22 protein-coding genes, 1 tRNA gene and 1 pseudogene are annotated in these 24,766 nt (G+C 42.4%); 16 read left to right on the top strand and 8 right to left on the bottom strand.

The features are described 5' to 3' along the window. Together AACQ38_RS15515 and AACQ38_RS15510 are read left to right on the top strand one after the other, a co-directional pair. Positions 1 to 112 (top strand): annotated as a pseudogene (locus tag AACQ38_RS15515) (IS630 family transposase); the annotation flags it as partial. A 95-nt stretch (positions 113 to 207) separates the two neighbouring features. Then, the gene (locus AACQ38_RS15510) at positions 208 to 1,461 is read left to right on the top strand and encodes a C4-dicarboxylate transporter DctA (protein WP_165578530.1); all 1,254 of its coding nucleotides are present in this window, start codon (positions 208 to 210) and stop codon (positions 1,459 to 1,461) included. A 76-nt stretch (positions 1,462 to 1,537) separates the two neighbouring features. On the opposite strand, the gene AACQ38_RS15505 is transcribed toward AACQ38_RS15510, so the two are convergent. The 4 genes from AACQ38_RS15505 to AACQ38_RS15490 form a co-directional block, all read right to left on the bottom strand. Then, positions 1,538 to 2,530, bottom strand: coding sequence for a DUF4238 domain-containing protein (locus tag AACQ38_RS15505; protein ID WP_165578529.1), 993 nt, complete (start codon positions 2,528 to 2,530; stop codon positions 1,538 to 1,540). Positions 2,531 to 3,127: 597 nt separating this feature from the next. Then, positions 3,128 to 4,036, bottom strand: coding sequence for a hypothetical protein (locus AACQ38_RS15500; RefSeq protein ID WP_165578528.1), 909 nt, complete (start codon positions 4,034 to 4,036; stop codon positions 3,128 to 3,130). A 174-nt stretch (positions 4,037 to 4,210) separates the two neighbouring features. After that, positions 4,211 to 4,426, bottom strand: coding sequence for a hypothetical protein (locus tag AACQ38_RS15495; RefSeq protein ID WP_165578527.1), 216 nt, complete (start codon positions 4,424 to 4,426; stop codon positions 4,211 to 4,213). Between the two features lie 4 nt (positions 4,427 to 4,430). Continuing rightward, positions 4,431 to 4,505 (bottom strand) — tRNA-Arg (locus AACQ38_RS15490). A 189-nt stretch (positions 4,506 to 4,694) separates the two neighbouring features. Here AACQ38_RS15490 and mlaA point away from each other — a divergent pair. Next, positions 4,695 to 5,447, top strand: coding sequence for a phospholipid-binding lipoprotein MlaA (gene mlaA, locus AACQ38_RS15485; RefSeq protein WP_165578526.1), 753 nt, complete (start codon positions 4,695 to 4,697; stop codon positions 5,445 to 5,447). Here the strand turns inward: mlaA and AACQ38_RS15480 are convergent. Then, positions 5,365 to 5,628, bottom strand: a complete 264-nt coding sequence (locus tag AACQ38_RS15480) for a hypothetical protein (RefSeq protein WP_165578525.1) — start codon at positions 5,626 to 5,628, stop codon at positions 5,365 to 5,367. The two genes, mlaA and AACQ38_RS15480, sit on opposite strands and share 83 nt — an antisense overlap. Positions 5,629 to 5,659: 31 nt before the next feature. Then, complete coding sequence (fadL, locus tag AACQ38_RS15475; protein WP_113049644.1) at positions 5,660 to 6,988, bottom strand: long-chain fatty acid transporter FadL; 1,329 nt, start codon at positions 6,986 to 6,988, stop codon at positions 5,660 to 5,662. Between the two features lie 584 nt (positions 6,989 to 7,572). Here fadL and fadI point away from each other — a divergent pair. From fadI to sixA, 4 genes are all read left to right on the top strand, one after another. After that, positions 7,573 to 8,883, top strand: a complete 1,311-nt coding sequence (fadI, locus tag AACQ38_RS15470) for an acetyl-CoA C-acyltransferase FadI (protein ID WP_011147408.1) — start codon at positions 7,573 to 7,575, stop codon at positions 8,881 to 8,883. Then, positions 8,883 to 11,066 carry a fatty acid oxidation complex subunit alpha FadJ gene (gene fadJ, locus AACQ38_RS15465; RefSeq protein WP_165578524.1) on the top strand — a complete coding sequence of 728 codons (2,184 nt, stop codon included), beginning with the start codon at positions 8,883 to 8,885 and terminating at the stop codon, positions 11,064 to 11,066. Before fadI ends, fadJ begins: the two co-directional genes overlap by 1 nt. A gap of 161 nt (positions 11,067 to 11,227) precedes the next feature. Next, positions 11,228 to 11,371 carry a hypothetical protein gene (locus AACQ38_RS15460; RefSeq protein ID WP_162265278.1) on the top strand — a complete coding sequence of 48 codons (144 nt, stop codon included), beginning with the start codon at positions 11,228 to 11,230 and terminating at the stop codon, positions 11,369 to 11,371. A 101-nt stretch (positions 11,372 to 11,472) separates the two neighbouring features. Further along, positions 11,473 to 11,955, top strand: coding sequence for a phosphohistidine phosphatase SixA (gene sixA / locus AACQ38_RS15455; protein ID WP_011147406.1), 483 nt, complete (start codon positions 11,473 to 11,475; stop codon positions 11,953 to 11,955). 20 nt (positions 11,956 to 11,975) lie between these two features. Here the strand turns inward: sixA and smrB are convergent, their stop codons facing one another. Next, positions 11,976 to 12,509 (bottom strand): endonuclease SmrB, encoded by a 534-nt coding sequence (gene smrB, locus AACQ38_RS15450; protein WP_041380200.1) that lies wholly within the window; start codon positions 12,507 to 12,509, stop codon positions 11,976 to 11,978. Between the two features lie 278 nt (positions 12,510 to 12,787). Here smrB and hutI point away from each other — a divergent pair, with 278 nt between their 5' ends. The 3 genes from hutI to hutC all read left to right on the top strand — a co-directional run bounded on the left by hutI (position 12,788) and on the right by hutC (position 15,839). Beyond that, entirely contained in the window at positions 12,788 to 14,035 is a 1,248-nt protein-coding gene (gene hutI / locus AACQ38_RS15445) for an imidazolonepropionase (RefSeq protein ID WP_165578533.1), read from the top strand. Between the two features lie 10 nt (positions 14,036 to 14,045). Further along, the gene (hutG, locus tag AACQ38_RS15440) at positions 14,046 to 15,002 is read left to right on the top strand and encodes a formimidoylglutamase (protein WP_165578523.1); all 957 of its coding nucleotides are present in this window, start codon (positions 14,046 to 14,048) and stop codon (positions 15,000 to 15,002) included. A 105-nt stretch (positions 15,003 to 15,107) separates the two neighbouring features. Beyond that, on the top strand, positions 15,108 to 15,839 hold the full coding sequence (gene hutC / locus AACQ38_RS15435) for a histidine utilization repressor (RefSeq protein ID WP_201025051.1): 732 nt from the start codon (positions 15,108 to 15,110) through the stop codon (positions 15,837 to 15,839). On the opposite strand, the gene AACQ38_RS15430 is transcribed toward hutC, so the two are convergent. After that, entirely contained in the window at positions 15,829 to 16,080 is a 252-nt protein-coding gene (locus tag AACQ38_RS15430) for an HAD hydrolase family protein (RefSeq protein ID WP_339367058.1), read from the bottom strand. The two genes, hutC and AACQ38_RS15430, sit on opposite strands and share 11 nt — an antisense overlap. Before the next feature lie 727 nt (positions 16,081 to 16,807). Here AACQ38_RS15430 and hutU point away from each other — a divergent pair. The 6 genes from hutU to AACQ38_RS15400 all read left to right on the top strand — a co-directional run bounded on the left by hutU (position 16,808) and on the right by AACQ38_RS15400 (position 24,745). Then, the gene (hutU, locus tag AACQ38_RS15425; protein WP_165578521.1) at positions 16,808 to 18,487 is read left to right on the top strand and encodes a urocanate hydratase; all 1,680 of its coding nucleotides are present in this window, start codon (positions 16,808 to 16,810) and stop codon (positions 18,485 to 18,487) included. 8 nt (positions 18,488 to 18,495) lie between these two features. Further along, the gene (gene hutH, locus AACQ38_RS15420; RefSeq protein WP_165578520.1) at positions 18,496 to 20,040 is read left to right on the top strand and encodes a histidine ammonia-lyase; all 1,545 of its coding nucleotides are present in this window, start codon (positions 18,496 to 18,498) and stop codon (positions 20,038 to 20,040) included. Between the two features lie 87 nt (positions 20,041 to 20,127). After that, complete coding sequence (locus AACQ38_RS15415) at positions 20,128 to 21,522, top strand: amino acid permease (protein ID WP_011147398.1); 1,395 nt, start codon at positions 20,128 to 20,130, stop codon at positions 21,520 to 21,522. Positions 21,523 to 21,753: 231 nt separating this feature from the next. Then, a complete protein-coding gene (gene prmB, locus AACQ38_RS15410) occupies positions 21,754 to 22,686 on the top strand; it encodes a 50S ribosomal protein L3 N(5)-glutamine methyltransferase (protein WP_041380199.1) in 933 nt (310 codons plus the stop codon). 81 nt (positions 22,687 to 22,767) lie between these two features. Further along, a complete protein-coding gene (aroC, locus tag AACQ38_RS15405; RefSeq protein WP_165578519.1) occupies positions 22,768 to 23,853 on the top strand; it encodes a chorismate synthase in 1,086 nt (361 codons plus the stop codon). A gap of 88 nt (positions 23,854 to 23,941) precedes the next feature. Beyond that, entirely contained in the window at positions 23,942 to 24,745 is an 804-nt protein-coding gene (locus AACQ38_RS15400; RefSeq protein ID WP_011147395.1) for a sulfite exporter TauE/SafE family protein, read from the top strand. Positions 24,746 to 24,766: the final 21 nt, after the last annotated feature.

The raw sequence follows: 24,766 nt of genomic DNA, 5'->3' as shown, positions 1-24,766 counted from the left end.
TGAATTTCGAGACAACGTCTTCAAATTTTTCACCACAACGCTACCGGATATAGCGGACTCGCTGATGTCTAGAATTAACGACCATTTTCAGGTGCTAAAAACTGCATCTTGAAGTTTCTTGGGTATAAAGTGCATTTAACAAAAACTATATCGTTCTAATAAGAATAAATAGAATCTGATTTATACTATGGATTAGGGAATTAAGAAGTGAAGAAAAATTTACTAAAGAGTCTTTATTTTCAAGTTTTGCTCGCAATAACTATCGGTATACTTCTGGGTCATTTCTATCCGGAGCTTGGTACAGAAATGAAGCCATTGGGTGATGGATTTGTTAAATTAATCAAAATGGTTATTGCTCCTGTTATTTTCTGTACTGTTGTAACTGGCATTGCAGGTATGGAAAGTATGAAAGCTGTTGGTAAAACGGGCGCTATTGCACTGGTGTATTTTGAAATAGTTAGCACAATTGCTTTGATTATTGGGCTAATTGTTGTCAATGTTATGCAGCCTGGTGCAGGGATGAATATTGATCCCTCTACGTTAGATGTTAAAGCGGTATCCCTATATGCGGAGAAGGCTGCTGAACAAGGGATAATAGCATTTTTACTTGATGTTATTCCGGCCAGTGTCATCGGGGCATTTGCCAGTGGTAATATTTTGCAGGTCTTATTATTTGCTGTGTTATTTGGTTTTGCACTTCATCGTTTAAGAGAGAAAGGGAAACCAATCTTCAATATTATTGATGGTTTTTCGCATGTCATTTTCGGTATTATCAATATGATAATGCGATTGGCTCCTTTAGGTGCTTTTGGTGCAATGGCATTTACCATCGGTAAATATGGTATTGGTACGTTGGTACAATTAGGACAATTAATAGTTTGCTTTTATATCACCTGTATTCTTTTTGTTATATTTGTTTTAGGGACAATTGCAAAAGCGACAGGATTTAGTATATTCCGGTTTATTAATTACATTAAAGAAGAGTTATTAATTGTATTGGGAACATCATCTTCTGAATCTGCATTACCGCGTATGTTAGATAAAATGGAGAAAGCGGGATGCCAGAAATCTGTTGTTGGATTGGTAATACCGACGGGATACTCTTTTAATCTGGATGGCACCTCTATTTACCTGACAATGGCTGCGGTATTTATTGCTCAAGCAACAAATACTCATATGGATATTGTGCATCAAATAACGCTATTGGTTGTACTACTTTTATCTTCTAAAGGTGCTGCTGGCGTAACAGGTAGTGGGTTTATTGTATTAGCTGCGACAATTTCTGCTGTTGGGCATTTACCACTAGCTGGGCTGGCATTAATACTGGGAATAGATCGTTTCATGTCAGAAGCAAGAGCTTTAACGAATCTAATTGGTAATGGTGTTGCAACGATTGTGGTAGCGAAACGTTGTCGTCAGCTTGATGAAGGCAAATTAAACGAAGCGTTAAATGGCAAATAAGCAAATCTTTAGGTTTTTATCTATTCGATGATCAATTAATAAAATAATGCCGGCTTTGGGTCGGCATTAATTCTAATTAATATAGCGTTTTTAGTTTGTTATTAAAATACGTGATAATTTTTCTTTTATTAAAATCTGATTTATATCTTCTTATAATATCTTGAGAGTTTGAATATATTGTGTCTCCTGAATGTTCGCATATCTTCTTATTAAGTAAATCAACCATATCGTAAGTTATATTATTCTTAATGGATTTCCAATTATCACTTGATGTTATTAAGAGAGCAAATTCTGTAGAAATTGGGTAATAGTAATCAATATATTCTGATTTATCCCCTAAAGGATTGATGTTAATTACCGGGTGATCAGAGGTTATAAAAGGTAAAGATGTTTGATTCCTTATGATGCTTTTTTCATAAGATTTATTTGTATATAAGTCGTATCCTAGATTAATGCCAAAAAAACAATGTATGAACCACCAGTGATTTTTACTGAATTCACGTATTTTATTAATTAAAATAGGTTCGCCGTTAATATGATCAGAACTTCTTAGGAGAGTATCTTGCATTTTTTTTGATCTTGCCGCCTGCATTCCTAAAAAATTACAAAAATGCAGGAAGTTCTCTTTATTGTGTAAAGGAGATATGTCTCCTGTTGCTAATTGTTTCAGTGTTTGGGCTGCTTTTATTTCTACACTTGTATTATAGTTTTCAATTATATTGTGGCGTATAACTTTCTCTTGATGTATAAGTTCTGTGTTAGAACTATATTTTTCACCTAGTTTTTCTTTGATCATTGATAAATAAAATGCAGGAGTCAACGTGTTGTTATGTAGTTTTTGAATGTTAATTTCAGACATTGAGATGAGTTTTTTTGCAATGAAAATATCATCTCTATTGAATAGATTTATTTTATAAAAATCTTTGGCACATGACCGCCCTTTAACGCTATCTTGCGATATGATTCCTTTTTTACTTATATAATAAATGTCGTTACCGGTAGCCCATCGTTTGAGGTAATCAGCCCAGACGTAATGGTGTTTTCTTTTTAATTCATCTTGTTTTCTCATCTTATGCCCTGTTGGATAATTTTAGTGAAATAGTGTGTTAAATGCCTAAATTTTTTATCTTAATGTTTATCTTCAGTTTTTTACTAGCTATTTTATTATTTCAATAAGGTATCTAACGTACATCGGACAGAATAATAACGCAAGAAATACTCAATAACTGCATCTAATTTGGATATCATCACGTTTTTCTCTTGCATTAGCAATAGATGCTTTATCATAGACATCAAATGAGAGCATTTTTAATTTTCTGGCAAAACGATAACAGAAGTGCTAGCTTTTATCCATTGGGTTTAATGAGAAATCATAATGTATAAGGCTTTTCTTACGATTTTGGATGTTTGTGAATAACATATATGTATAGTCAGAAAGTTGAATTTAGATTTATACGCAATTCTGTACACAAATGTATTTGGATTCTACTAAATAGAAATAGTCTTGCTTAGACAAGAATTGATTTTATATAAATGATTTAACTGGAAAAATTGGACTTTATTAGCCTTGCTGGAATCGAAAACACCATAACAGATTGTTAATTATGGTGTTTTAATATTGTTTTATGGAGTGTACCAGCAATGATATTTTTCAGCACCACGAACATTATATAGTTAGCCAAATCAAGCCCAGAACTACCAAAATAAAAATGATTACTACTATAGATTTTCGGCTGTGAGGTTGGGTATGAGGATAGGGAATGTTTTTTACGGTATTTGCAACAGGGATGCTTACATGGGTGACTACTCTTTTTGACATTTCTTCGGATTTTTTGAATGCTGCGTTACGCTCTTTTTCAACTGAAATCTTTAGCATATTGACCCAATCAGAAGGGGATACGGACTCTTTGTCTATGCCCAACTTTTTACTAAATGAATTAAGCATACGCTTAACGGTGGCTTTCGGATTTAATGCTAGTGCGTCAACGCAGCATTGCAACGCATCCTTGGTTTTATCTTGCCATCCTAATATCTCAGCCTTAGTTTTCAACGCGGAAGAGCACCATGTTACTCCGTGAAACATTGAAAAACAGCTTTGAATAAATTTTTCAAGAGACGCTAATGCAGTTTGATATGTTTCATTATTCTTACCGTGGAGATCAAAGTATGCGGGAAAAGCTGATATTGTGGAAATATCTGATGCTACTACTCTTGCCAGATAGTATGATTTTCTCTCTATGAGTAGGCCTGTATCATCGATTTCGTATGAACCATACTTAACTTTAATTGATAAGTTTTCATCGTTGCCGAAGAAAGCATAATCATCAGCCAAACCCCACTCTGGCGATATCGTATAGATCCTCTCGCCGTTCTCAGTATTGATTTTGACGAATTTACCTGAGTCATCAGATTGAGAATTTGCCAGTTGAACAACCAGAATTTTACCCGATGGGGAAAGTTTGTGATTAAACTCCAGGGCTTTAAGTTTGATAGTTTTTTTCCCGTTACGGTTAGATATTGTAATACTTGTAGTAAGGTTGGAGGTGTTATATCGGAACGAAACCTTTGTATCCATAAAGCCTCTGCATGTAAGTTATCTATAGAAATTCAAGGGAATTATGCCATCTTGAAGGAAGCCTTTACTATCGCGTTTTTGATATGTGGAGGCGAAAGTGTAAATTATTGTTAGACATATTCATTAATTAACTCTTTGGTGGTTTCGGGTTGAGTTTGGCCGCTGGCAGTTAAGTCAGAATTTTTCAATTTCATGGTTTTTATTCCAGTGGATTAATGTTGTGCTTTTTTCGCTTCCAACCAAGTGCGGATCTCTGTTGTCATGTACCGACACGCGTTCTGATAAGAGGGTAGATTTAGGAAAGTCTGGTTTGCTTTTTCCTAACTCTAGAGGTAACGGTGCTGACTTTGAGAAAATCGGCTGTTTGTAGTGGTCAACTACAGTACCCACAAATTGGCGTCCCCTGCTGGAATCGAACCAGCAACTAGCCCTTAGGAGGGGCTTGTTATATCCATTTAACTAAGGGGACATAGCTTTATTATAACGGCTTTTCATTCATAATATAAGGCGTTATAAACTGTTTGCCTATTTAATGATCGCTTGAATTGAGTACCATTCAAGTTGGATTGTCAGTAATATTTACATTATTGATGATCATCGGCGAATCAGGCAACAAACTGATTTGCCGGATCTAGAAGGTTATTATTTGGAGAGATGTATGAAGTATCGTTTGGGCGGAATCGCTCTTACCGCCGCATTACTAGTGGGATGCGCTAATTCATCTGATACTGTTGAACAGGGGCGTTCAGACCCATTGGAAGGTTTTAACCGCACAATGTTCAACTTTAATTATGATGTTCTTGATCCTTATGTTTTACGTCCAGTCGCAGTAGCGTGGCGTGATTATGTGCCGATGCCTGCTCGAAATGGTTTGGGTAATTTTCTGAGTAATCTCGAAGAACCCGCTAGTATGTTAAACAGTTTTTTGCGTGGTAACCCATATCAGGGAATGAAACATTTTAATCGTTTTTTCCTGAATACTATCTTGGGTATGGGGGGGCTAATTGATGTTGCAACGATGGCAAACCCTAAATTGGCAAAAGAAGAACCAAAACGTTTTGGGAGTACCTTAGGCTATTACAAGGTGGGGTATGGTCCTTATGTTGTATTACCGGGCTATGGCAATTTCACCCTACGTGATGAAGGGGGAAACTGGGCGGATATGACTTACCCAATGCTGAGTTATTTGACTATTTGGATGTCAGCCGGCAAGTGGGCATTTGAAGGGATTGAAACCCGTGCTCGTTTACTGGATTCTGATGGTTTGTTGAAGAACTCGTCAGATCCTTATTTGATGATGCGTGAGGCTTACTTCCAGAGTCATGATTTTATGGCAAGCGGCGGTAAACTGAAAGCCACGGAAAATCCAAATGCTGAAGCATTACAGGGTGATTTGGATAGCATTGATTGATATATCCGTTATCTTTCAAGTTGCCTCTTTGTTGGCTGCATTCGCTCACCCCGGTCACCCCGGTCACATAGTTATCTATGCTTCCGGGGATTCTCTCCCTTGCCGCCGCAATGCATCTTGAAATCTGTAGGGTATAAATCTTTATTTGGTGTTGAACTGCGTAGATAAAAAAGGATAGCAATGGAGCTATCCTTTTTTAGAGTGGCATATTGTTAGAATGCGTAGTTGAAGTTCACACCATACAACCAAGCAGAACCCTTAGCTTCGAATTCATATGGTACGTTAGTTGGATCAGATTTGTTTTCAGATAATCTCTCTTTGACAGTGACTTTCTGACCATGCATATAAGAAACACCTACATCAACAGAAGCATCTTTGTTAAATGCGTAAGTTGCACCCGCGCTCAGCCAGAAACGATCTTGATCTGGAATAGAGATAGAACGGTTTTCAGCAGGGATCGGGCTGTCATCAAAGGCGATACCCGTGCGGAATGTCCAATTGTCATCGTGATAATAAGTTGTACCTAAAGCAATACGGTAGGCATCTTTGAAGCCTTCATGTTTACTAAACAGGACGGAGCCGTCTTTTTTGCTAGTCCCTTTCAGTTCGTCAAACTCACTCCAGCCTGCATACGCCAAGCTATAGTGGATAGCCCATTTAGGTGCTACACGGTTATAACCAGAAACTTCCCAGATATCTGGCAATTTGAGATCCAATTTACCGCCAATGGTTTGACCGCCGGTAGCAGGTAAATGTACTCCCGCTCTTTCCAGATTTTTACCTACTTGAACAGGTACGTCATTCTTATAATCACCGTCTTTAAACTTAATTTTAACTTTAGAACGGTAAGTCAAGCTGTAACGGTTATTTTCATCCACTTCATACATGATACCCGCGTTCCAGCCATAACCCCAATCTTTGCCTTCTAGGTTAGCAACTTCATCTGTTGGGTTTATTGCGCCTCGCAGTTTCTGCGACAGAATACCTGCATGACGGACAATTTTTGCATCCGCATAAACAGCGTTCAGTCCTAAACCAAAGCTAAAGTGATCGTTCAGGCGATAAGCTCCGCTCAGATTGAAGTTCAACGTTGTCAGGTCAGTTTTACCGCCGATAGGGCCTGCTTCATAGTTATTGCTAAAATCGGTTGCCAGGCCGAAATTGGTGGTGACCGAGGTACCAACAAACCATTGATCATCGATTGGCATAATGAAATGTATGTTAGGTATCCAAGCGGTAGGAGCAATATTTTTAGCGTTGGTACTTTTGCCCGTTATTGGGGATTTACCGGTAATATCAACATCAGGGTTGATATAGACAGCACCAATGGAAAATGATGGGCGATCAAACAGCGTCATCGCTGCTGGGTTACGACTTCCTACCGTTGCGTTATCAGCAACAACGCCTTCCCCGGAAAAAGCACGGCCTAAAGCCGAAGTAGAAAATTCATTTAACTGGAAACCAGCAGCGCCAGCATTCGATGAAATTATTGCCACTGCAACCGCTAATGCTGAACGGGTGAACAGGTTTTTCTGGTTCATAACCAAAACCCTCTTGTTTATTATTTAACTATGCCACTTATCTTAGCAAGGAGCGCAGGATTGTAGGATCGGTTTGTCTTGATGACAAATCAGACCAGTTGTGAAGTATAGGTCTGATAACAGTTGGTGTTGCAAGAATGTTTTTAAAATATTACCAAGTTGATATCAAAAACGCGACTCAGTTAACAAAAAAATGATTTTTGATATTAATAAAAACGTTTAAAAACGATTTTTTAAGATCAAATTTCGGCAGATAAATATTCTGTAAGAGGTAGTGTGAGTTTCCCGGTAGTTAAGAGGGATAAGATATTAAAATTCATTATGAATATTTTAGTAATGAAATTATGGCTGGTGTAATAGACCCGTGTCGCAAAAAGAAGCTTGAGAACATGTTCGAATAAGTATTGAAACCATTTAGCTATTGAATAAATTAAAGTTGCGCTTCCTCTCATTTTTGATTTATTCCGGTTTGCTATTTATAAACATTACGCTAACAATGATCTATCAGGTCAGACCTGTCTAGGTTGGTTGAAGCGTTTTTTCAGTAATTTGATTCAGTTAACGATAATCTTTCAGGAGCCGTTATGAGTCGTCCTTTAACAAAAGTGACACAGCAAGGTGATCGTATCGCCATTGTCAGTGGGCTACGCATTCCATTTGCTAAACAGGCAACATCGTATCACGACATACCGGCTGTGGATTTGGGTAAATCAGTCGTCAGTGAACTTGTGACTAGGAGTGGTTTACTCCCTGAAAAGATTGACCAACTGGTGTTTGGGCAAGTAGTACAAATGCCTGAAGCGCCGAATATTGCCCGTGAAATTGTTCTCGGTGCTGGGTTAAGTGTGAGTACTGATGCTTACAGTGTATCCCGTGCATGTGCTACTAGTTTCCAGGCGATTGCCAATGTGGCTGAAAGCATTATGGCTGGCACGGTGAATATTGGGATTGCTGGTGGAGCAGATTCCTCATCTGTATTGCCGATTGGTGTGACTAAATCCTTGGCTCGTACTCTGGTGGAGATGAATAAGGCTAAAACGCTATCGCAACGCCTTAAGTTACTTAGCCGCCTTAAATTTCGCGATTTATTGCCTGTATCCCCGGCGGTAGCGGAATATTCGACAGGTCTGCGTATGGGAGATACCGCAGAACAGATGGCGAAGACTTACCGTATCAGTCGAGAAGACCAGGATGCATTAGCACATCGCTCCCATATTCTGGCAGCAAAAGCTTGGGAACAGGGGTTGTTGGTTGATGAAGTCATGACAGCTCATTTCCCTCCATACCGTGAAGCATTGCTTGAAGATAATAATATTCGTAAAAATTCTGTACTGACCTCTTATGCGAAGCTGCGTCCGGCATTTGACCGTAAGTATGGCACGGTCACTGCTGCAAACAGTACACCACTGACAGATGGTGCTGCGGCGGTCATATTGATGCGTGAATCAGTGGCTAAGGCGTTGGGAACAAAACCGCTTGGTTATCTGCGTAGCTATGCGTTCTCGGCCATTGATGTCTGGCAAGATATGTTATTAGGGCCGTCATACGCCACGCCAATAGCGCTCGATCGTGCAGGTATTACACTGAAAGATCTAACTTTGATTGATATGCATGAAGCTTTTGCGGCTCAGACACTGGCAAACCTGAAAATGTTTGCCAGTGATGAATTTGCTCGTAATAAATTAGGGCGTGCTCAGGCAATTGGTGAAGTCGATATGGACAAATTTAATGTCTTAGGGGGTTCAATCGCTTATGGGCACCCATTTGCAGCAACAGGAGCTCGTATGGTGACGCAGGTATTGAATGAGTTGCGTCGCCGTGGCGGTGGCCTTGGGCTGACAACCGCTTGTGCTGCTGGCGGGTTGGGCACAGCTATGGTATTGGAGGTGGAATAATGACTCAAGCTCAGCATGATGCTGCACCCATCACTACGGGTACAAACCAAACTGCTTCTGTTTTCAGTTTTGACGTCAGGCCAGATAAGATAGGCATCATCACCATTAATGTACCGGGAGAAAAGGTCAATACGCTGAAAGCAGAATTTGTTGATCAATTTCTGAATGTTTTCAAGCAAGCTCAGCAATCTTCTGGTCTTAAAGGGTTAATATTGATTTCCGGTAAGCCGGATACGTTTATTGCCGGTGCTGATATTTCTATGATTGCCGGATGTAAGACCAAAGAAGATGCGCGAGATTTGGCTGAAAAAGGTCAGAAACTATTTTCTCAGATAGCCAATTACCCTTTGCCTGTCGTAGCAGCAATTCATGGCGCTTGTTTGGGGGGCGGTTTGGAATTGGCGCTTGCATGTCATTGGCGTGTATGTTCACAGGATGATAAAACTCGTCTTGGATTACCGGAAGTTCAACTTGGGTTATTACCTGGCTCTGGTGGTACTCAGCGGTTGCCAAGGCTTATTGGTGTTAGTTCAGCGTTGGATATCATGCTGACAGGTAAACAGCTACGGGCGAAACAGGCATTACGGCTCGGATTGGTGGATGATGCTGTGCCGTTGGATATTTTGCTGGATATTGCTATCGAAAAAGTCAAAAAGGGTATTCCTGTGCGTAAGCCTTTGCCGTGGCAACAGCGGCTATTAGTTGGCCCCGTCGGAAGATACTTTTTGTTTAATATCGTTCGTAAAAAGACACTGGCGAAAACTCGTGGACATTATCCTGCACCTGAACGAATTATTGAAGTTGTCAAAGAAGGTCTTGAAAAAGGTATGAGCCAGGGTTTACGGGCTGAGGCGGTGGCATTTGGTGAATTGGCAATGACACGGGAATCTGCTGCTTTACGTAATCTGTTTTTTGCTGCAACTTCGTTGAAGAATGAAACGGGGTCATCAGAGAAGCCGGCGAAGATCAAGCACGTTGGTATATTAGGTGGTGGTTTGATGGGTGGAGGCATTGCGAATGTAACAGCCACCCGAGGCAAACTACCGGTGCGGATTAAAGATATTAATGAAAAGGGCATTAGTCAGGTATTGAAATATACTTGGGATTTGTTGTCCAAGCGGGTGAAGCAAAAACGACTACGCCCGGCAGAGCGTGCTCAACAAATGATGCTGATTTCAGGAACGACGGATTATCGTGGTTTCGCACAAACCGATATTGTTGTTGAAGCAGTGTTTGAGGATTTGTCACTAAAACAGCAAATGGTGGCAGAAATTGAAACGAATGCTAAACCAGAAACCATATTTGCATCTAATACCTCTTCACTACCTATCCATCAGATTGCTGAAAAAGCTCAACGACCAGAGCAGGTTATTGGTCTGCATTATTTTAGTCCAGTGGATAAGATGCCGCTGGTGGAAGTTATTCCACATCAAGGGACCAGTGAGAAAACGATTGCTACAGCCGTTTCTTTGGCGAAGAAGCAGGGTAAAACCGCGATCGTGGTGGGTGATAAAGCCGGGTTTTATGTAAACCGGATTCTTGTTCCTTATATCAGTGAAGCCGCGCATTGCTTGGTAGCAGGAGAACCTATTGACCATATCGATGGAGCTCTGGTTAATTTTGGTTTTCCGGTAGGGCCGATTAATTTATTGGATGAAGTAGGTATTGACGTTGGCACCAAAATCATGCCAATTCTGGTAGAACAATTAGGCCCGCGTTTTGCTGCACCTGAATCTCTCGATGCTGTACTGAAAGATGGTCGTAAGGGTAGGAAAAATGGCCGTGGTTTCTATTTATATGCCCCAGGGCCCAGAAAATTCTGGCAGTTTGGTAAGAGAGACAAAAAAGTTGATAGCTCAGTGTATACCTTGCTGAATATAACGCCTGAGTCGCATATGCTCTCGTCAGAAATTGCTCAACGTTGTGTGATGCTAATGCTTAATGAAGCTGTTCGTTGCTTGGATGAAGGCATTATCAGAAGTCCACGTGATGGTGATATTGGGGCGGTATTTGGCATTGGTTTTCCGCCATTCTTTGGTGGTCCATTCCGTTATATTGATAGCCTTGGTTGTGCCAGAGTGGTGGAGATTCTGCGCAGGCTGGAAAGCCAGTATGGAGACAGATTTGTACCTTGTGAGTGTTTAGTGAATATGGCTGAACAGAATAAAAGTTTTTATCCATAGTGGCTTGTACTGTATTGATGAAAAGAGGGACTCCGGTGCCGTTGGGGCTCCGCAATCATATTGAGTGTTTTTGAATAAAAAAGATCTCTTTATATACCCTATGGATTTCAAGATGCATCGCGGCGGCAAGGGAGTGAATCCCCGGGAGCATAGCAAACTATGTGACCGGGGTGAGCGAGTGCAGCCAACAAAGAGGCAATTTGAAAGATGACGGGTATAGATTCAAGCAACATCTATTATTGGGTTGTCGTTCAACCATTTTATTTATTTTTGTTTTGAGTAGAATGCTTGTTCACCCTGTCTGAAATGTTTTTGTAGTAACAATTTTTATTGTATAACTCAGATTGAGATTACTGATATTTATTATCAGAAGTATAACTGCACTTACTCATTCATACGGTGGACTATGCAAATTTTTATTATGCGTCATGGTGACGCGGCTTTAGAGGCAATTAGCGATGCTGCCCGGCAACTCACTCCTCGCGGTTGTGATGAATCGCAAAAAATGGCTTGTTGGTTAGCACAGCAAAAGCATCAGATTGATCTCGTATTGGTGAGTCCTTATATTCGCGCTGAACAAACGTTACAGATTGTTCGTAAATCCTTATCTTTGCCGGATGGTGAAGAGGTGTTGTTGGGGTTAACGCCGTCAGGTGATGCGACTACAGTGAGTAGTTATCTCCAGTTTCTTGCTGAGCAAGGTCATAACGCTATTTTAGTGGTCTCTCACTTACCATTAGTCAGCTACTTAGTTGCTGAGCTATGTCCGGCAGAAACACCACCGATGTTTGCAACTTCTGCAATGATATGCGTGGATTTAAACAGCCAGACTGGCAAAGGGACTCTTGTCTGGCAGGTCAGCCCGTCTCAATTGGCAGCAAAAGCCTAATGATTCAGCGGCGTATTGGCTCAAGGCTCATCAAGTTCGATAAGTATCAATAGTGCGGCGTTACCTCCCCATTCCTTTGGCGCTTGATGGAAGGCTATGATATCTGGGTGTTGGGCTAACCACAGAGGTGTTTGCTGTTTGAGAATGTGTTTTCCGTGGCCGTGCATGATGCAGGCACAATAGACATGTTCACGACGGCAAGCAGCGATCAAGGCTCCAATTTCCTGTTTGGCTTGCATTTGAGTTAATCCGTGTAAATCAAGAAACAGTTCTGGCGAATAGTCACCTCGACGTAATTTCTTCAATTCATAATGGTTTGTATCTCCCCTTACGTAACGGGTAGGGCCCTCACTATCAAGGTTGGGTTGAAATTCATCAGAAAAATAGTAGCTGGCATCAATTTGCTCTTGCTGAATTCGTTCAGGGGCAATATAGCTGGTTTTTTTTCTTCTGGGAGAATGTAAGACGGTATCTTGGTTGATGCGTTTAGTGCCTGCTACCGATTGTTGAAATAAGTGAATCTCTTCCTCATTCAGGGAGTATTTATTTTTCATCATTGCTCAGTTAATTAAACCATTTTGTGACAAGTGTACTGCATCTTTTTAACTATTAAACCTGATTATGTTTAATAAAACCTGATTTTACCGAGTTTGTGGTTTAAAAATGCTGATAAGAAGGTATATCCAGGTAGTTAATAAAATAATTTGACAATGACAGTTGGTTGGAAAATAAATGTATATACAATTAAAAACCTGATTTATACCCTATGGATTAAGAGGTAACTTGAAAGATGACGGGTATATCAGATACAGACCAATACAGGATGCTGATCATGGTAATAGAACTGCGTGATACTGATATCATCTGGCGTAATGCAAGACTGGCAACAATGGATCCTGCTGTCAATGCAGCTTACGGATTATTAAAAGAATATGATCTTGTCGTGCGTGATGACAAAATTTTAGCTATTTTGCCCACCGCAACATTACAGACGAGTCGTTGTCAGGTCATTGATGTTCAACAACGCTTAATTACCCCTGGTTTAATCGATTGTCACACCCATTTAGTGTTTGGTGGTAACCGGGCTTATGAGTGGGAACAGCGTTTAAATGGTATGTCCTATGCTGAACTTAGTGCCCAAGGAGGGGGGATTAATGCGACAGTTTCTGCGACTCGGGCCAGTTCTCATGAACAACTTGAGCGTTCTGCGCAACAGCGTCTTACTGCATTTATGGCCGAAGGTGTGACCACCATTGAGATTAAATCGGGTTATGGATTAAATCTGGAAAATGAAGAAAAGTTGCTACAGGTTGCGCAGCACTTAGCGCGACATAACCCGATCGAGATCAGCCCTACATTGCTTGCTGCTCATACTTGTCCACCTGAATATAAGCATAATCCCGATGCTTATATGGATCTGATTTGCGAAGATATCCTTCCACAACTTTGGCAAAAAGGGCTGTTTGAGGCAGTAGATGTTTTTTGTGAGAGTGTAGGATTTAATCTGGCGCAAACTGAGCGGCTCTTTCAGGCGGCACAGCGTTGGAACATTCCAGTAAAAGGTCATGTGGAGCAGTTATCTCATTTAGGCGGGAGTGAACTGGTCGCTCGCTATCATGGTCTTTCTGTGGATCATATTGAATATTTAGATCAGGCGGGAGTTGAGTCGCTCAGTCACAGTGGTACGGTAGCTGTTTTGCTTCCTGGTGCATTCTACTTTTTGCAGGAAACACGGTGCCCTCCTATTGATTTATTGCGGCAATTTAATGTGCCGATAGCCGTATCTACCGATTTTAATCCTGGAACCAGCCCATTTGCTTCTTTACGAATGGCCATGAATATGGCATGTGTTCAATTTGGATTGACTCCTGAAGAGGTATGGTTAGGTGTAACCCGACATGCGGCTCGTGCATTGGGCAGAGAACCGCGTTACGGACAGTTGCGCGCAGGAGCTTACGCCGATTTTGTGGTCTGGGATGCAGAGAATCCCGTTGATATTTTCTATGAGTTGGGTCATAACCCTTTGAATACCAGAGTGTTTCGTGGTGTTATGACTCACTCCAGCATATATAACAGATAAGGAGCGGTAAATGAATTTATGGCATGCTACTTCGCCGACTATTTGGCAAGGACGAAATGATTTGGCAGAAGCGGATAATGCACTACGGCTTTTTCAAACAGTTAAACTATCTCCGTATTTTACGCCGGAAGAATTTTCTCACTATATTGCTCTATTAGGGTTTGAATGTGATGAAGGTGTAAAGCGCAATCAGGGGAGGCCCGGTGCCAATCAAGGTCCTGATTATTTGCGGCAATCGTTGGCAAATATGGCTAGTCATAAAGGGCATGATAAATTGGTAGATTTGGGAAGCATTCGTGCTAATCCCAATCAATTGAGTGAAGCACAACAAGCTTTGTCTGATGCCGTTACCCAATGTCAATGTCAGAATGTACGTACCTTGGTATTGGGTGGTGGACATGAAACGGCTTTTGCTCATGGTGTTGGAATTTATGATGCTTTTCCACATCAACGTGTTGGTATTATTAACTTTGATGCTCATCTCGATTTACGTCGGTCGCCGCAGCCCACTTCCGGTACACCATTTCGTCAGCTTGCTGAATATTGTCAGCAACATCAACGTCTGTTTCACTATACTTGCATTGGCGCAAGTTTGGCGTCTAATACGCAGGCATTGGTGGATGAAGCAAATTGCTTGAACGCCACGATTATATGGGATAATCAATGTCGTGAAACTATGCTGGACAAGGTACAACAGCAGATACAAGATATACTCCAGCAAGTTGATTTGATTTACATGACGATCGATTTGGATGTATTACCTGCTTATCAGATGCCGGCAGTCTCTGCGCCAGCCGCATTGGGGCTGCCATTGGAGCGCCTTCTGCAATTAATTCAGCCAATTTGTCAGAGCGGTAAACTACAGGCGGCTGATTTGGTTGAGCTCAATCCACTATTTGATATACAAGGTATAGGTGGAAGAGCAGCAGCACGTCTTGCCTGGCAATTAGCACATTGGTGGTATTGATTATCTAAAATAACAGTACTATTGTGTTTTCTATTTTGGCAAAGATAGCTTGATACAGTGAGTGTAATTAATCACTTAATATTTTTACAGCATAAGGAATTTATTGTGACGACTCACTCATCAGGATCATTTGCCAAACCTGTGCCTCTGTATGCCAAAGTGAAACAATCCATCATTGAAAAAATCTACACTGGTGAATGGAAATCAAATGATCGTGTTCCTTCTGAAGCTGAATTGGTTAAACAGTTTAACTGTAGCCGTATGACTGCTAACCGTGCACTGCGTGAGTTGACCGCTGAAGGGCTATTAGTACGGCTGCAAGGCGTGGGATCGTTTGTCGCTGAACCGAAGGGGCAATCCGCTCTGTTTGAAATTCACAGCATTGCTGATGAGATTTCAGCTCGTTCTCATCAGCATCGCTGTAAAATATTAAAATTATCCGAGCTGGATGCGGATGTGAAACAGGCCGCTGAATTGGACATTATTGTTGGTACGCCGATTTATCATTCGGTTATTGTCCATTATGAAAACGATGTTCCTGTTCAAATAGAAGATCGTTATGTCAATGCTCAAGCGGTGCCTGATTATTTGCAACAGGATTTTACGAAACTTACGCCACACGATTATTTGTCAATGATTGCACCTCTAACGGAAGGTGAACACATTGTGGAAGCGATTGCTGGTGATCCTCGATCCTGCAAGTTGTTGCAAATTGAGTCAGGGGCTCCTTGTTTATTAATTAGTCGCCGAACTTGGTCGATTCATTACACTGTTTCCAGTGCCAGTCTGTTATTTCCCGGTAATCGGTATAAATTGAAAGGGCGTTTCAACTCATAGCTATATTCTCATCACTGATTTTTTTCCGTATGAGCGGATAGGGTTGCCATAGATCATTACCTTCATAATGGATTAATGCGATTTCCCGTATTTTATCCGTCCCATTTATGGCAACCGTATTGGTAAGCGCATTAAATAAGGGGATGTCAGAGCCAGAATCACCATAGGCAACACATTTTTTCAAATTTAGCCCATGTTCCTGTACATATTTTTTCACTATCTGTAATTTACTTTCGGAAATTATTATTATCTGTATTTATCGTACTATAATCATAGTTTTTTGCGGCGTAATAATGATTGTCATTTAAATTGATGCCTATATTGTATAACAAGCTTTTTAATTAGGGCAAGATCGCTAATGTTTTTTTAATCACGAATATATCCGTCATCTTTCAAGTTGCCTCTTTGTTGGCTGCACTCGCTCATCCCGGTTACATCGTTATCTATGCTCCCGGGGATTCACTCCCTTGCCGTCGCGATCCATCTTGAAATTTTTAGGGTATAAAGAATAGATCAATTAATTTGGAGGAATAGCGCTAAAAACTTTTCTCAGTGGTCAAATTGAGTGAAATACAGACAATGTAACTCCTGACAAGGTAATGCCGTCATGATGACTCGTTCTGTTTTGAAAAAAGACAGGTCAGCGATCGACCACCATCGTCGAAAAATAGATGAACTAGATGCGTGCGCAATACGGGTTATGACTGTAGTACTAGGAAAACCTTTCCTTCCTTAAATCATATTTTTGTAAAATTAATGTAAATAATTTGTGATTATAAACACAAAAATAAGAAAAATATGATTCCTTGATAATTGGAGAGAAATAATATTAACAAATTGATTCATAAGAAAATAAAAATAATAAACTGATCAATTTGTCATTTTGGCTAATGGTTTGATCTATTGAATATACATGTATATACAACTATACATTTAGCAAATATCTAAAGATCAAAAGGAGCCAGACCGTGACCGCCCAAAATAGTAAATTCCGTAGTGTCGGTATCCGGGCACCCAGAGGAACACAATTAACAGCCAAAAGTTGGCTAACCGAAGCTCCTCTGCGCATGTTAATGAATAATCTTGATCCAGAAGTTGCTGAAAACTCTTATGAACTGGTGGTGTATGGTGGTATTGGTCGGGCTGCTAGAAATTGGGAGTGTTATGACAAGATTATTGAAACACTGAAAGAGTTGGAAGATGATGAAACGTTGTTAATCCAATCGGGTAAGCCTGTTGGGGTATTTAAAACCCATAGCAATGCCCCACGGGTACTCATTGCAAATTCGAATTTGGTGCCGCACTGGGCGACTTGGGAACACTTCAACGAGCTGGATGCTAAAGGGCTGGCGATGTACGGCCAAATGACGGCGGGTAGCTGGATTTACATTGGCAGCCAAGGAATTGTTCAAGGCACCTATGAAACGTTTGTGGAAGCTGGTCGCCAGCATTATAACGGTAATTTACAGGGCCGTTGGGTGTTAACTGCGGGTTTAGGCGGTATGGGGGGAGCACAACCACTGGCTGCAACACTGGCTGGAGCGTGTTCGCTAAATATTGAGTGTCAGCAAAGCAGGATTGATTTCCGCCTGCGTACTGGTTATGTCGATGAACAAGCGCAAGATCTGGATGACGCCCTGACTCGGATCGAAAAATACACTCAGGAAGGTAAAGCCATCTCTATCGCACTGTGCGGCAATGCCGCTGAAATTTTGCCAGAATTAGTTCGTCGTGGCGTACGCCCGGATTTGGTCACTGATCAGACAAGTGCACACGATCCTCTCAATGGCTATCTACCGAAAAACTGGAGTTGGGAAGAATACCGCCAACGTGCTATTTCAGCACCGGAAGAGGTCATCAAAGCAGCAAAATCCTCAATGGTGGAACATGTTAAGGCGATGCTGATTTTCCAGCAGCAGGGCATTCCTGTTTTTGATTACGGCAACAACATTCGCCAAATGGCATATGAAGTTGGCGTAGAAAATGCTTTCGATTTTCCTGGTTTTGTTCCTACGTATATTCGCCCGTTATTTTGCCGGGGTATCGGGCCCTTCCGCTGGGTAGCGCTTTCCGGTGATCCACAGGATATCTATAAAACTGACGCCAAAGTTAAAGAATTACTCCCCGATGATCAACATTTGCATCATTGGCTAGATATGGCGAGGGAGCGCATCAGCTTTCAGGGGCTACCTGCCCGTATCTGTTGGGTTGGTTTAGGGCAACGAGCCAAGCTAGGGTTAGCTTTTAACGAAATGGTACGCAGCGGTGAACTTTCGGCACCGATTGTTATTGGTCGTGACCATCTGGATTCCGGCTCTGTAGCCAGTCCGAACCGCGAAACCGAATCCATGTGTGATGGCTCTGATGCCGTTTCGGACTGGCCGTTGTTAAACGCCTTACTTAACACCGCCAGCGGTGCTACTTGGGTTTCTCTGCATCATGGCGGTGGTGTCGGCATGGGTTTCTCACAACATGCCGGTATGGTGATTGTTTGTGATGGAACTGATGAAGCCGCAGAACGTATAGCACGGGTGCTGCATAACGATCCGGCCACTGGGGTTATGCGTCATGCTGATGCAGGTTATGAAATTGCTATCCATTGTGCTAAAGAGCAAGGATTAGACTTGCCGATGCTTAATACAAAATAAGGAACATTATGAAGCAACTAACTATTTATCCAGGAAAATTGACTCTTGATGAACTACGTCAGGTTTATCTACAACCAGTAAAAATCACTCTGGATAGCCAGATTTTTCCTGCTATTGAACGCAGCGTAGAGTGTGTTAATGCGATTCTTGCTGAGAATCGCACTGCCTATGGGATTAATACCGGGTTCGGGCTATTAGCCAGTACACGGATTGAAGAAGATAATTTAGAAAAACTACAGCGCTCGCTTGTCGTCTCTCATGCTGCCGGGGTCGGCAAAGCGTTGGACGATAATATGACCCGGTTGATCATGGTATTGAAAATTAACAGTCTCTCCCGTGGTTACTCAGGTATTCGTCTCGCTGTTATTCAGGCATTAATCGCGTTAGTTAATGCGGAAATTTATCCTCATATTCCCTGTAAAGGATCGGTGGGGGCTTCTGGTGATTTAGCACCGTTGGCACATATGAGCTTGTTATTACTTGGGGAAGGACAAGCGCGTTATCAGGGCGAATGGCTGCCAGCCAAAGAAGCGCTGGCAAAGGCCAATTTACAACCTATTACATTAGCGGCTAAAGAAGGTTTGGCGTTGCTCAATGGAACTCAAGTATCCACTGCTTTTGCGTTACGTGGGTTATTTGAGGCAGAAGATCTGTTGGCGGCAGCGATAGTTTGTGGTTCTTTATCCGTAGAGGCGGCATTGGGTTCCCGCAAACCATTTGATGCCCGTGTACATGCGGTACGGGGGCAACAGGGGCAGATCGATGTTGCCGCATTGTATCGTCATGTATTAGAGGAGAGCAGCGAGCTATCAGATTCTCACATCAATTGCCCCAAGGTACAGGACCCTTATTCATTACGTTGTCAGCCACAAGTCATGGGCGCTTGCCTGACTCAGTTGCGCCATGCTGCGGATGTTATTCTGACTGAAGCTAATGCCGTATCTGATAACCCATTGGTGTTTGCTGAGCAGGGAGAAGTGATTTCCGGTGGTAACTTCCATGCTGAACCTGTTGCAATGGCGTCTGATAATTTGGCTCTGGTATTGGCAGAGATAGGGGCATTGTCAGAACGACGTATTGCGTTGTTGATGGATTCACATATGTCACAGCTTCCGCCTTTTCTGGTTGAGAATGGTGGTGTGAATTCAGGTTTTATGATTGCACAAGTGACGGCAGCGGCGCTTGCCAGCGAAAATAAAGCATTGGCACACCCGGCGAGTGTTGACAGTTTACCAACTTCGGCCAATCAGGAAGATCATGTATCAATGGCACCGGCTGCGGGACGTCGTTTATGGGAGATGGCAGAAAATACCCGAGGTATTCTGGCAATTGAATGGTTATCTGCCTGCCAGGGGATCGATTTCCGCAATGGTCTGAAAAGCAGCCCGATTTTGGAAGAAGCGCGTGTTATCTTGCGAGCAAAAGTAGATTATTACGATCAGGATCGTTTTTTTGCACCTGATATTGATGCTGCTGTGAAATTATTAGCCGAGCAACATCTCTCCTCATTACTTCCTTCTGGACAGATATTACAGCGTAAGAATAGCCGTTAAATAAACCAATGGCCGGCACCTGACCGGCCTGATTGTCACATTTATCTTTCTCATAAAACCCAATAATAAAAGATAAGAGGGTAAATCATGCAAGCTTCATTACAACTAGAGCGAGGACTCAACGCACGCCATATCCGGTTTATGGCGTTGGGCTCTGCGATTGGTACGGGTCTTTTTTATGGTTCTGCTGAAGCAATAAACATGGCCGGTCCGGCGGTATTATTAGCTTATTTAGTGGGCGGTGCTGCTGTCTTTATGGTGATGCGTGCTTTAGGGGAAATGGCAGTCCACAGACCGGATGCCGGCTCTTTCGCCAGTTATGCTCATCAATATTTAGGCCCGTTACCCGGATTTATTACTGGCTGGACCTATACTTTCGAAATGATCATCGTTTGTCTGGCGGATGTGACTGCTTTTGGCATTTATATGGGGCTATGGTACCCGGAAGTGCCGCGTTGGATATGGGTACTGAGCATTATTTTCATTATTGGCGCGCTCAATCTTTGTAAAGTCAAAGTATTTGGCGAAATGGAATTCTGGTTATCGATTCTGAAAGTTGCTGCAATCAGCGCCATGATTATTGCCGGAACCGGTATTATTCTGTTTGGTTTTAGCGGTCATTTTCAGGCAACGGGAGTTCAGAATCTGTGGCAACACGGCGGGTTTATGCCGAATGGGCTGGGGGGCATTATTGAGTCTCTGGCTGTTGTGATGTTTGCTTTTGGTGGCATTGAAATCATTGGTATTACATCCAGCGAAGCTAAAAATCCGGCGAAAGTGATCCCGCAAGCGATTAACTCTATCCCGTTTCGCATTCTTCTGTTTTATGTACTCACTATTTTTGTATTAATGGCGATTTACCCTTGGAATAGCATCGGCCAAGAAGGTAGCCCATTTGTCGCAATATTTCAGGGGTTAGGCATTGGTTCGGCGGCGAATATTCTGAATATTGTCGTCATTACGGCGGCAATTTCGGCCATTAACAGCGATATCTTTGGTGCGGGTCGTATGATGTACGGTATGGCCGAGAAAGGATTAGCCCATAAAAAATTTATGCATTTAAGCCGTAATGGCGTGCCTTGGGTGACGATTATGGTTATGACCTTGGCGTTATTGTGTGCTGTGGTTCTCAATTATTTGCTCCCTAAACAGGTATTTGTCATTGTTGCTTCAATTGCGACTTTTGCCACCGTGTGGGTCTGGTTAATGATTTTGCTATCTCAATTTGCTATGCGCAGAAAAATGTCACCGGGAGAAGCACAAAAATTACAATTCCCAGTACCGATGTGGCCTGTTGCGCCGATTTTAACCATCGTGTTTATGATATTTATTATTGCTGTTCTCAGTTACTTCCCTGCGACACGAATTGCATTCTATGTGGGAGGCGCATGGATCGCGCTGTTAACATCCGCCTATTATTTATGGATACGAAAAAATGTCATTATTGTGAGCGCTCAATCAGCCAAAGAAACACGGTGTTAAATAGGTAGAAACCAAACCGTCTTGTTGTTGAATAAGACGGTTTGCACCGAAAATTAATTAAAAATCTGCGATAAAATATCTGGATTGCCTTTTTAGTTATCGTTCCTTAATTCATTGCTAGCTCAACATTAGTACTTAAAATTCTATATCATTAACCTGATATAAAGCTGATTTGTTTCAATGATCGTGGCAAACTAGCAGGCTAATGAATTTGCAGGGCTGGAGGCGCTTTTGGACAAGATTTTTATCGATGAGGCAGTAGCTGAGTTATATACCATTCAGGATATGTTGCGCTGGTCTGTTAGCCGGTTTAATGCGGCGAATATTTATTACGGGCACGGTACAGACAATCCTTGGGATGAGGCACTGCAACTGGTTCTTCCATCGCTGTTTCTGCCGCTGGATATCCCACAAGAGATGCTGACTACGCGACTGACATCCACTGAACGTCATCGTATTGTTGAACGGGTATTGCGCCGTATTAATGAGCGTATTCCAGTTGCTTATTTGACTAATAGAGCTTGGTTTTGTGGTCATGAATTTTATGTTGATGAGCGGGTTTTGGTTCCGCGTTCACCGATTGGTGAATTAATTAATAATGAATTTGCAGGATTGATCCCTGAGCAGCCCGCCAATATTCTCGATCTCTGCACAGGTAGTGGTTGTATTGCCATTGCTTGTGCATATGCTTTCCCGGAAGCAGAAATAGATGCAGTGGATATTTCCGCAGATGTGCTGGCTGTGACTGAACAGAATATTCAGAATCACAGCCTTGACCACCGGGTCATTCCGATTCGCTCTGATCTGTTCCGCGATATGCCACCGGTTAAATACGATCTTATTGTCACCAATCCGCCTTATGTCGATGCCGAGGATATGAGCGACTTGCCGGAAGAGTTTCGCCGTGAGCCTGAGTTAGGTTTGGCGGCGGGTTCAGATGGTTTGAAATTGGCACGTCGTATTCTGGCAACTGCGCCAAATTTTCTCACCGAACGGGGTGTATTGATTTGTGAGGTTGGTAACAGTATGGTGCATTTGATTGAACAATATCCTGATGTGCCATTTACTTGGTTGGAATTTGAATATGGTGGTGATGGCGTATTTATGTTGACGCGCCAACAGCTTATTGAACATCACGAGCATTTTCGCTTATTCAAAGATTGAATAGGTTATAGCTGCGGTAATAATGCAAAACGCAAAACGGGCAGCGTTAAATAAAAGAACGGTTAACAGGAAGGAATTGGGATGGCGGGAAATAGTATCGGGCAATTTTTCCGGGTCACCACTTTTGGCGAATCTCACGGTTTGGCGTTGGGATGTATTGTCGATGGTGTGCCACCGGGCATTGCAATCACAGAAGCTGATTTGCAAGTTGATTTAGATAGGCGTCGTCCGGGAACTTCCCGTTATACAACGCAGCGCCGTGAGCCGGATCAGGTTCGCATTCTTTCTGGTGTATTTGAAGGGGTAACCACTGGCACCAGTATCGGTTTACTCATTGAAAATACTGACCAGCGTTCTCAGGATTACAGCGCTATTAAAAATGTATTTCGTCCAGGCCATGCCGATTACACTTATGAGCAGAAATACGGTATCCGCGACTATCGTGGTGGTGGTCGCTCTTCTGCTCGTGAAACGGCAATGCGTGTTGCGGCAGGTGCAATAGCGAAAAAATATTTGCTGGATAAATATGGTATTCGTGTCCGTGCTTGCTTGACCCAAATGGGTAATATCCATTGCCAATTGAAAGATTGGGAACTGGTGGAACAAAACCCATTTTTCAGTCCTGATGAAACTAAGCTTGAACAACTTGATGCCCTGATGCGTGAACTGAAAAAGGCGGGCGATTCTATTGGTGCGAAAGTGACCGTGGTCGCGGAAAATGTTCCTGCTGGTTTGGGAGAACCGGTTTTCGACCGCCTTGATGCTGATATTGCTCATGCGCTGATGAGTATTAACGCAGTAAAAGGTGTTGAAATTGGTGATGGTTTCGGTGTTATCAATTTACGCGGCAGCGAAAACAGAGATGAAATAACTGCTCGGGGATTCACCAGTAATCATGCGGGAGGAATTCTGGGGGGTATTAGCAGTAGCCAGCCAATTGTTGCTCATATTGCGTTGAAGCCAACTTCTAGCATTATGGTGCCCGGCAAAACGATTAACCGTCAGGGTGAAGACGTGGAAATGGTCACTCGTGGTCGCCATGATCCCTGTGTTGGTATCCGTGCTGTACCGATTGCAGAAGCTATGATGGCGATTGTGCTGATGGATCACCTATTACGCCAGCGGGCGCAGTGTGCTGATGTCGAATCCAGCCTTCCTCGCTGGTGAATTTGAGAATGAAGCTAGCCTTGAAAATCCCAGAGACTGAAATGGGTAGCTTAATGTTGATAAGCGGTTTCTTTTGATGGGATGAAATATGGACTGGTTATTGTCATTAGGTGCGGAAGTTTACGTTCTGCTCTTTCTGGTTGCAGTAATGGCTGGGTTTATTGACTCGATTTCTGGTGGTGGTGGTCTATTGACCATCCCTGCGCTGTTATCCGTTGGTGTCTCTCCGGTGCAAGCGTTGGCGACCAACAAGTTGCAGGCAGTGGGAGGCTCTTTCTCTGCCAGTCTCTATTTTGTTCGTTACGGTGAGGTTGATATCAAATCTCAACGTTTTGCCATACTGATGACATTACTTGGCTCAATGGCTGGTGCGATTATTGTCCAGTTTATAAAGCCAGATTTTCTCTGTCAGCTATTACCGGTTCTGGTCATTATCATTGGTCTTTATTTCCTTTTGACGCCAGCCATTGGTATGGAAGATCGCCATCGTCGCTTGACGCCGGTGGTCTTCGCCTTGCTTGTTGGGAGTGGGCTTGGTTTATATGACGGCATATTTGGCCCTGGGGTTGGCTCATTTTATGCGTTAGCTTATGTTGTGTTGTGCGGCTATAACCTGGCGAAATCCACTGCTCATGCTAAAGTACTGAACTTTGCTTCTAATATAGGTTCACTGGCGCTTTTTATCCTTGGCGGTCAAGTTTTGTGGGTATTGGGCCTTGTGATGTTGGCAGGGCAGGTGATTGGTGCGCGGTTGGGCGCAAGTTTGGTTTTGACTCATGGGCAGAAATTGATTCGCCCTATGATTGTCATTATCTCCTTTTTGATGAGTATTAAGTTACTGAATGATAATCACGGCGATACGATCCGTAGCTGGCTGGCATTTTATTTCTGATTCAGGGTTTTGTTTTTAATT

Origin of the sequence: Photorhabdus sp. RW14-46, from assembly GCF_963887965.1 — a bacterium.
Taxonomy (GTDB): Bacteria; Pseudomonadota; Gammaproteobacteria; order Enterobacterales; family Enterobacteriaceae; genus Photorhabdus; species Photorhabdus laumondii.
This window is presented reverse-complemented; position numbering and strand designations above follow the sequence as displayed.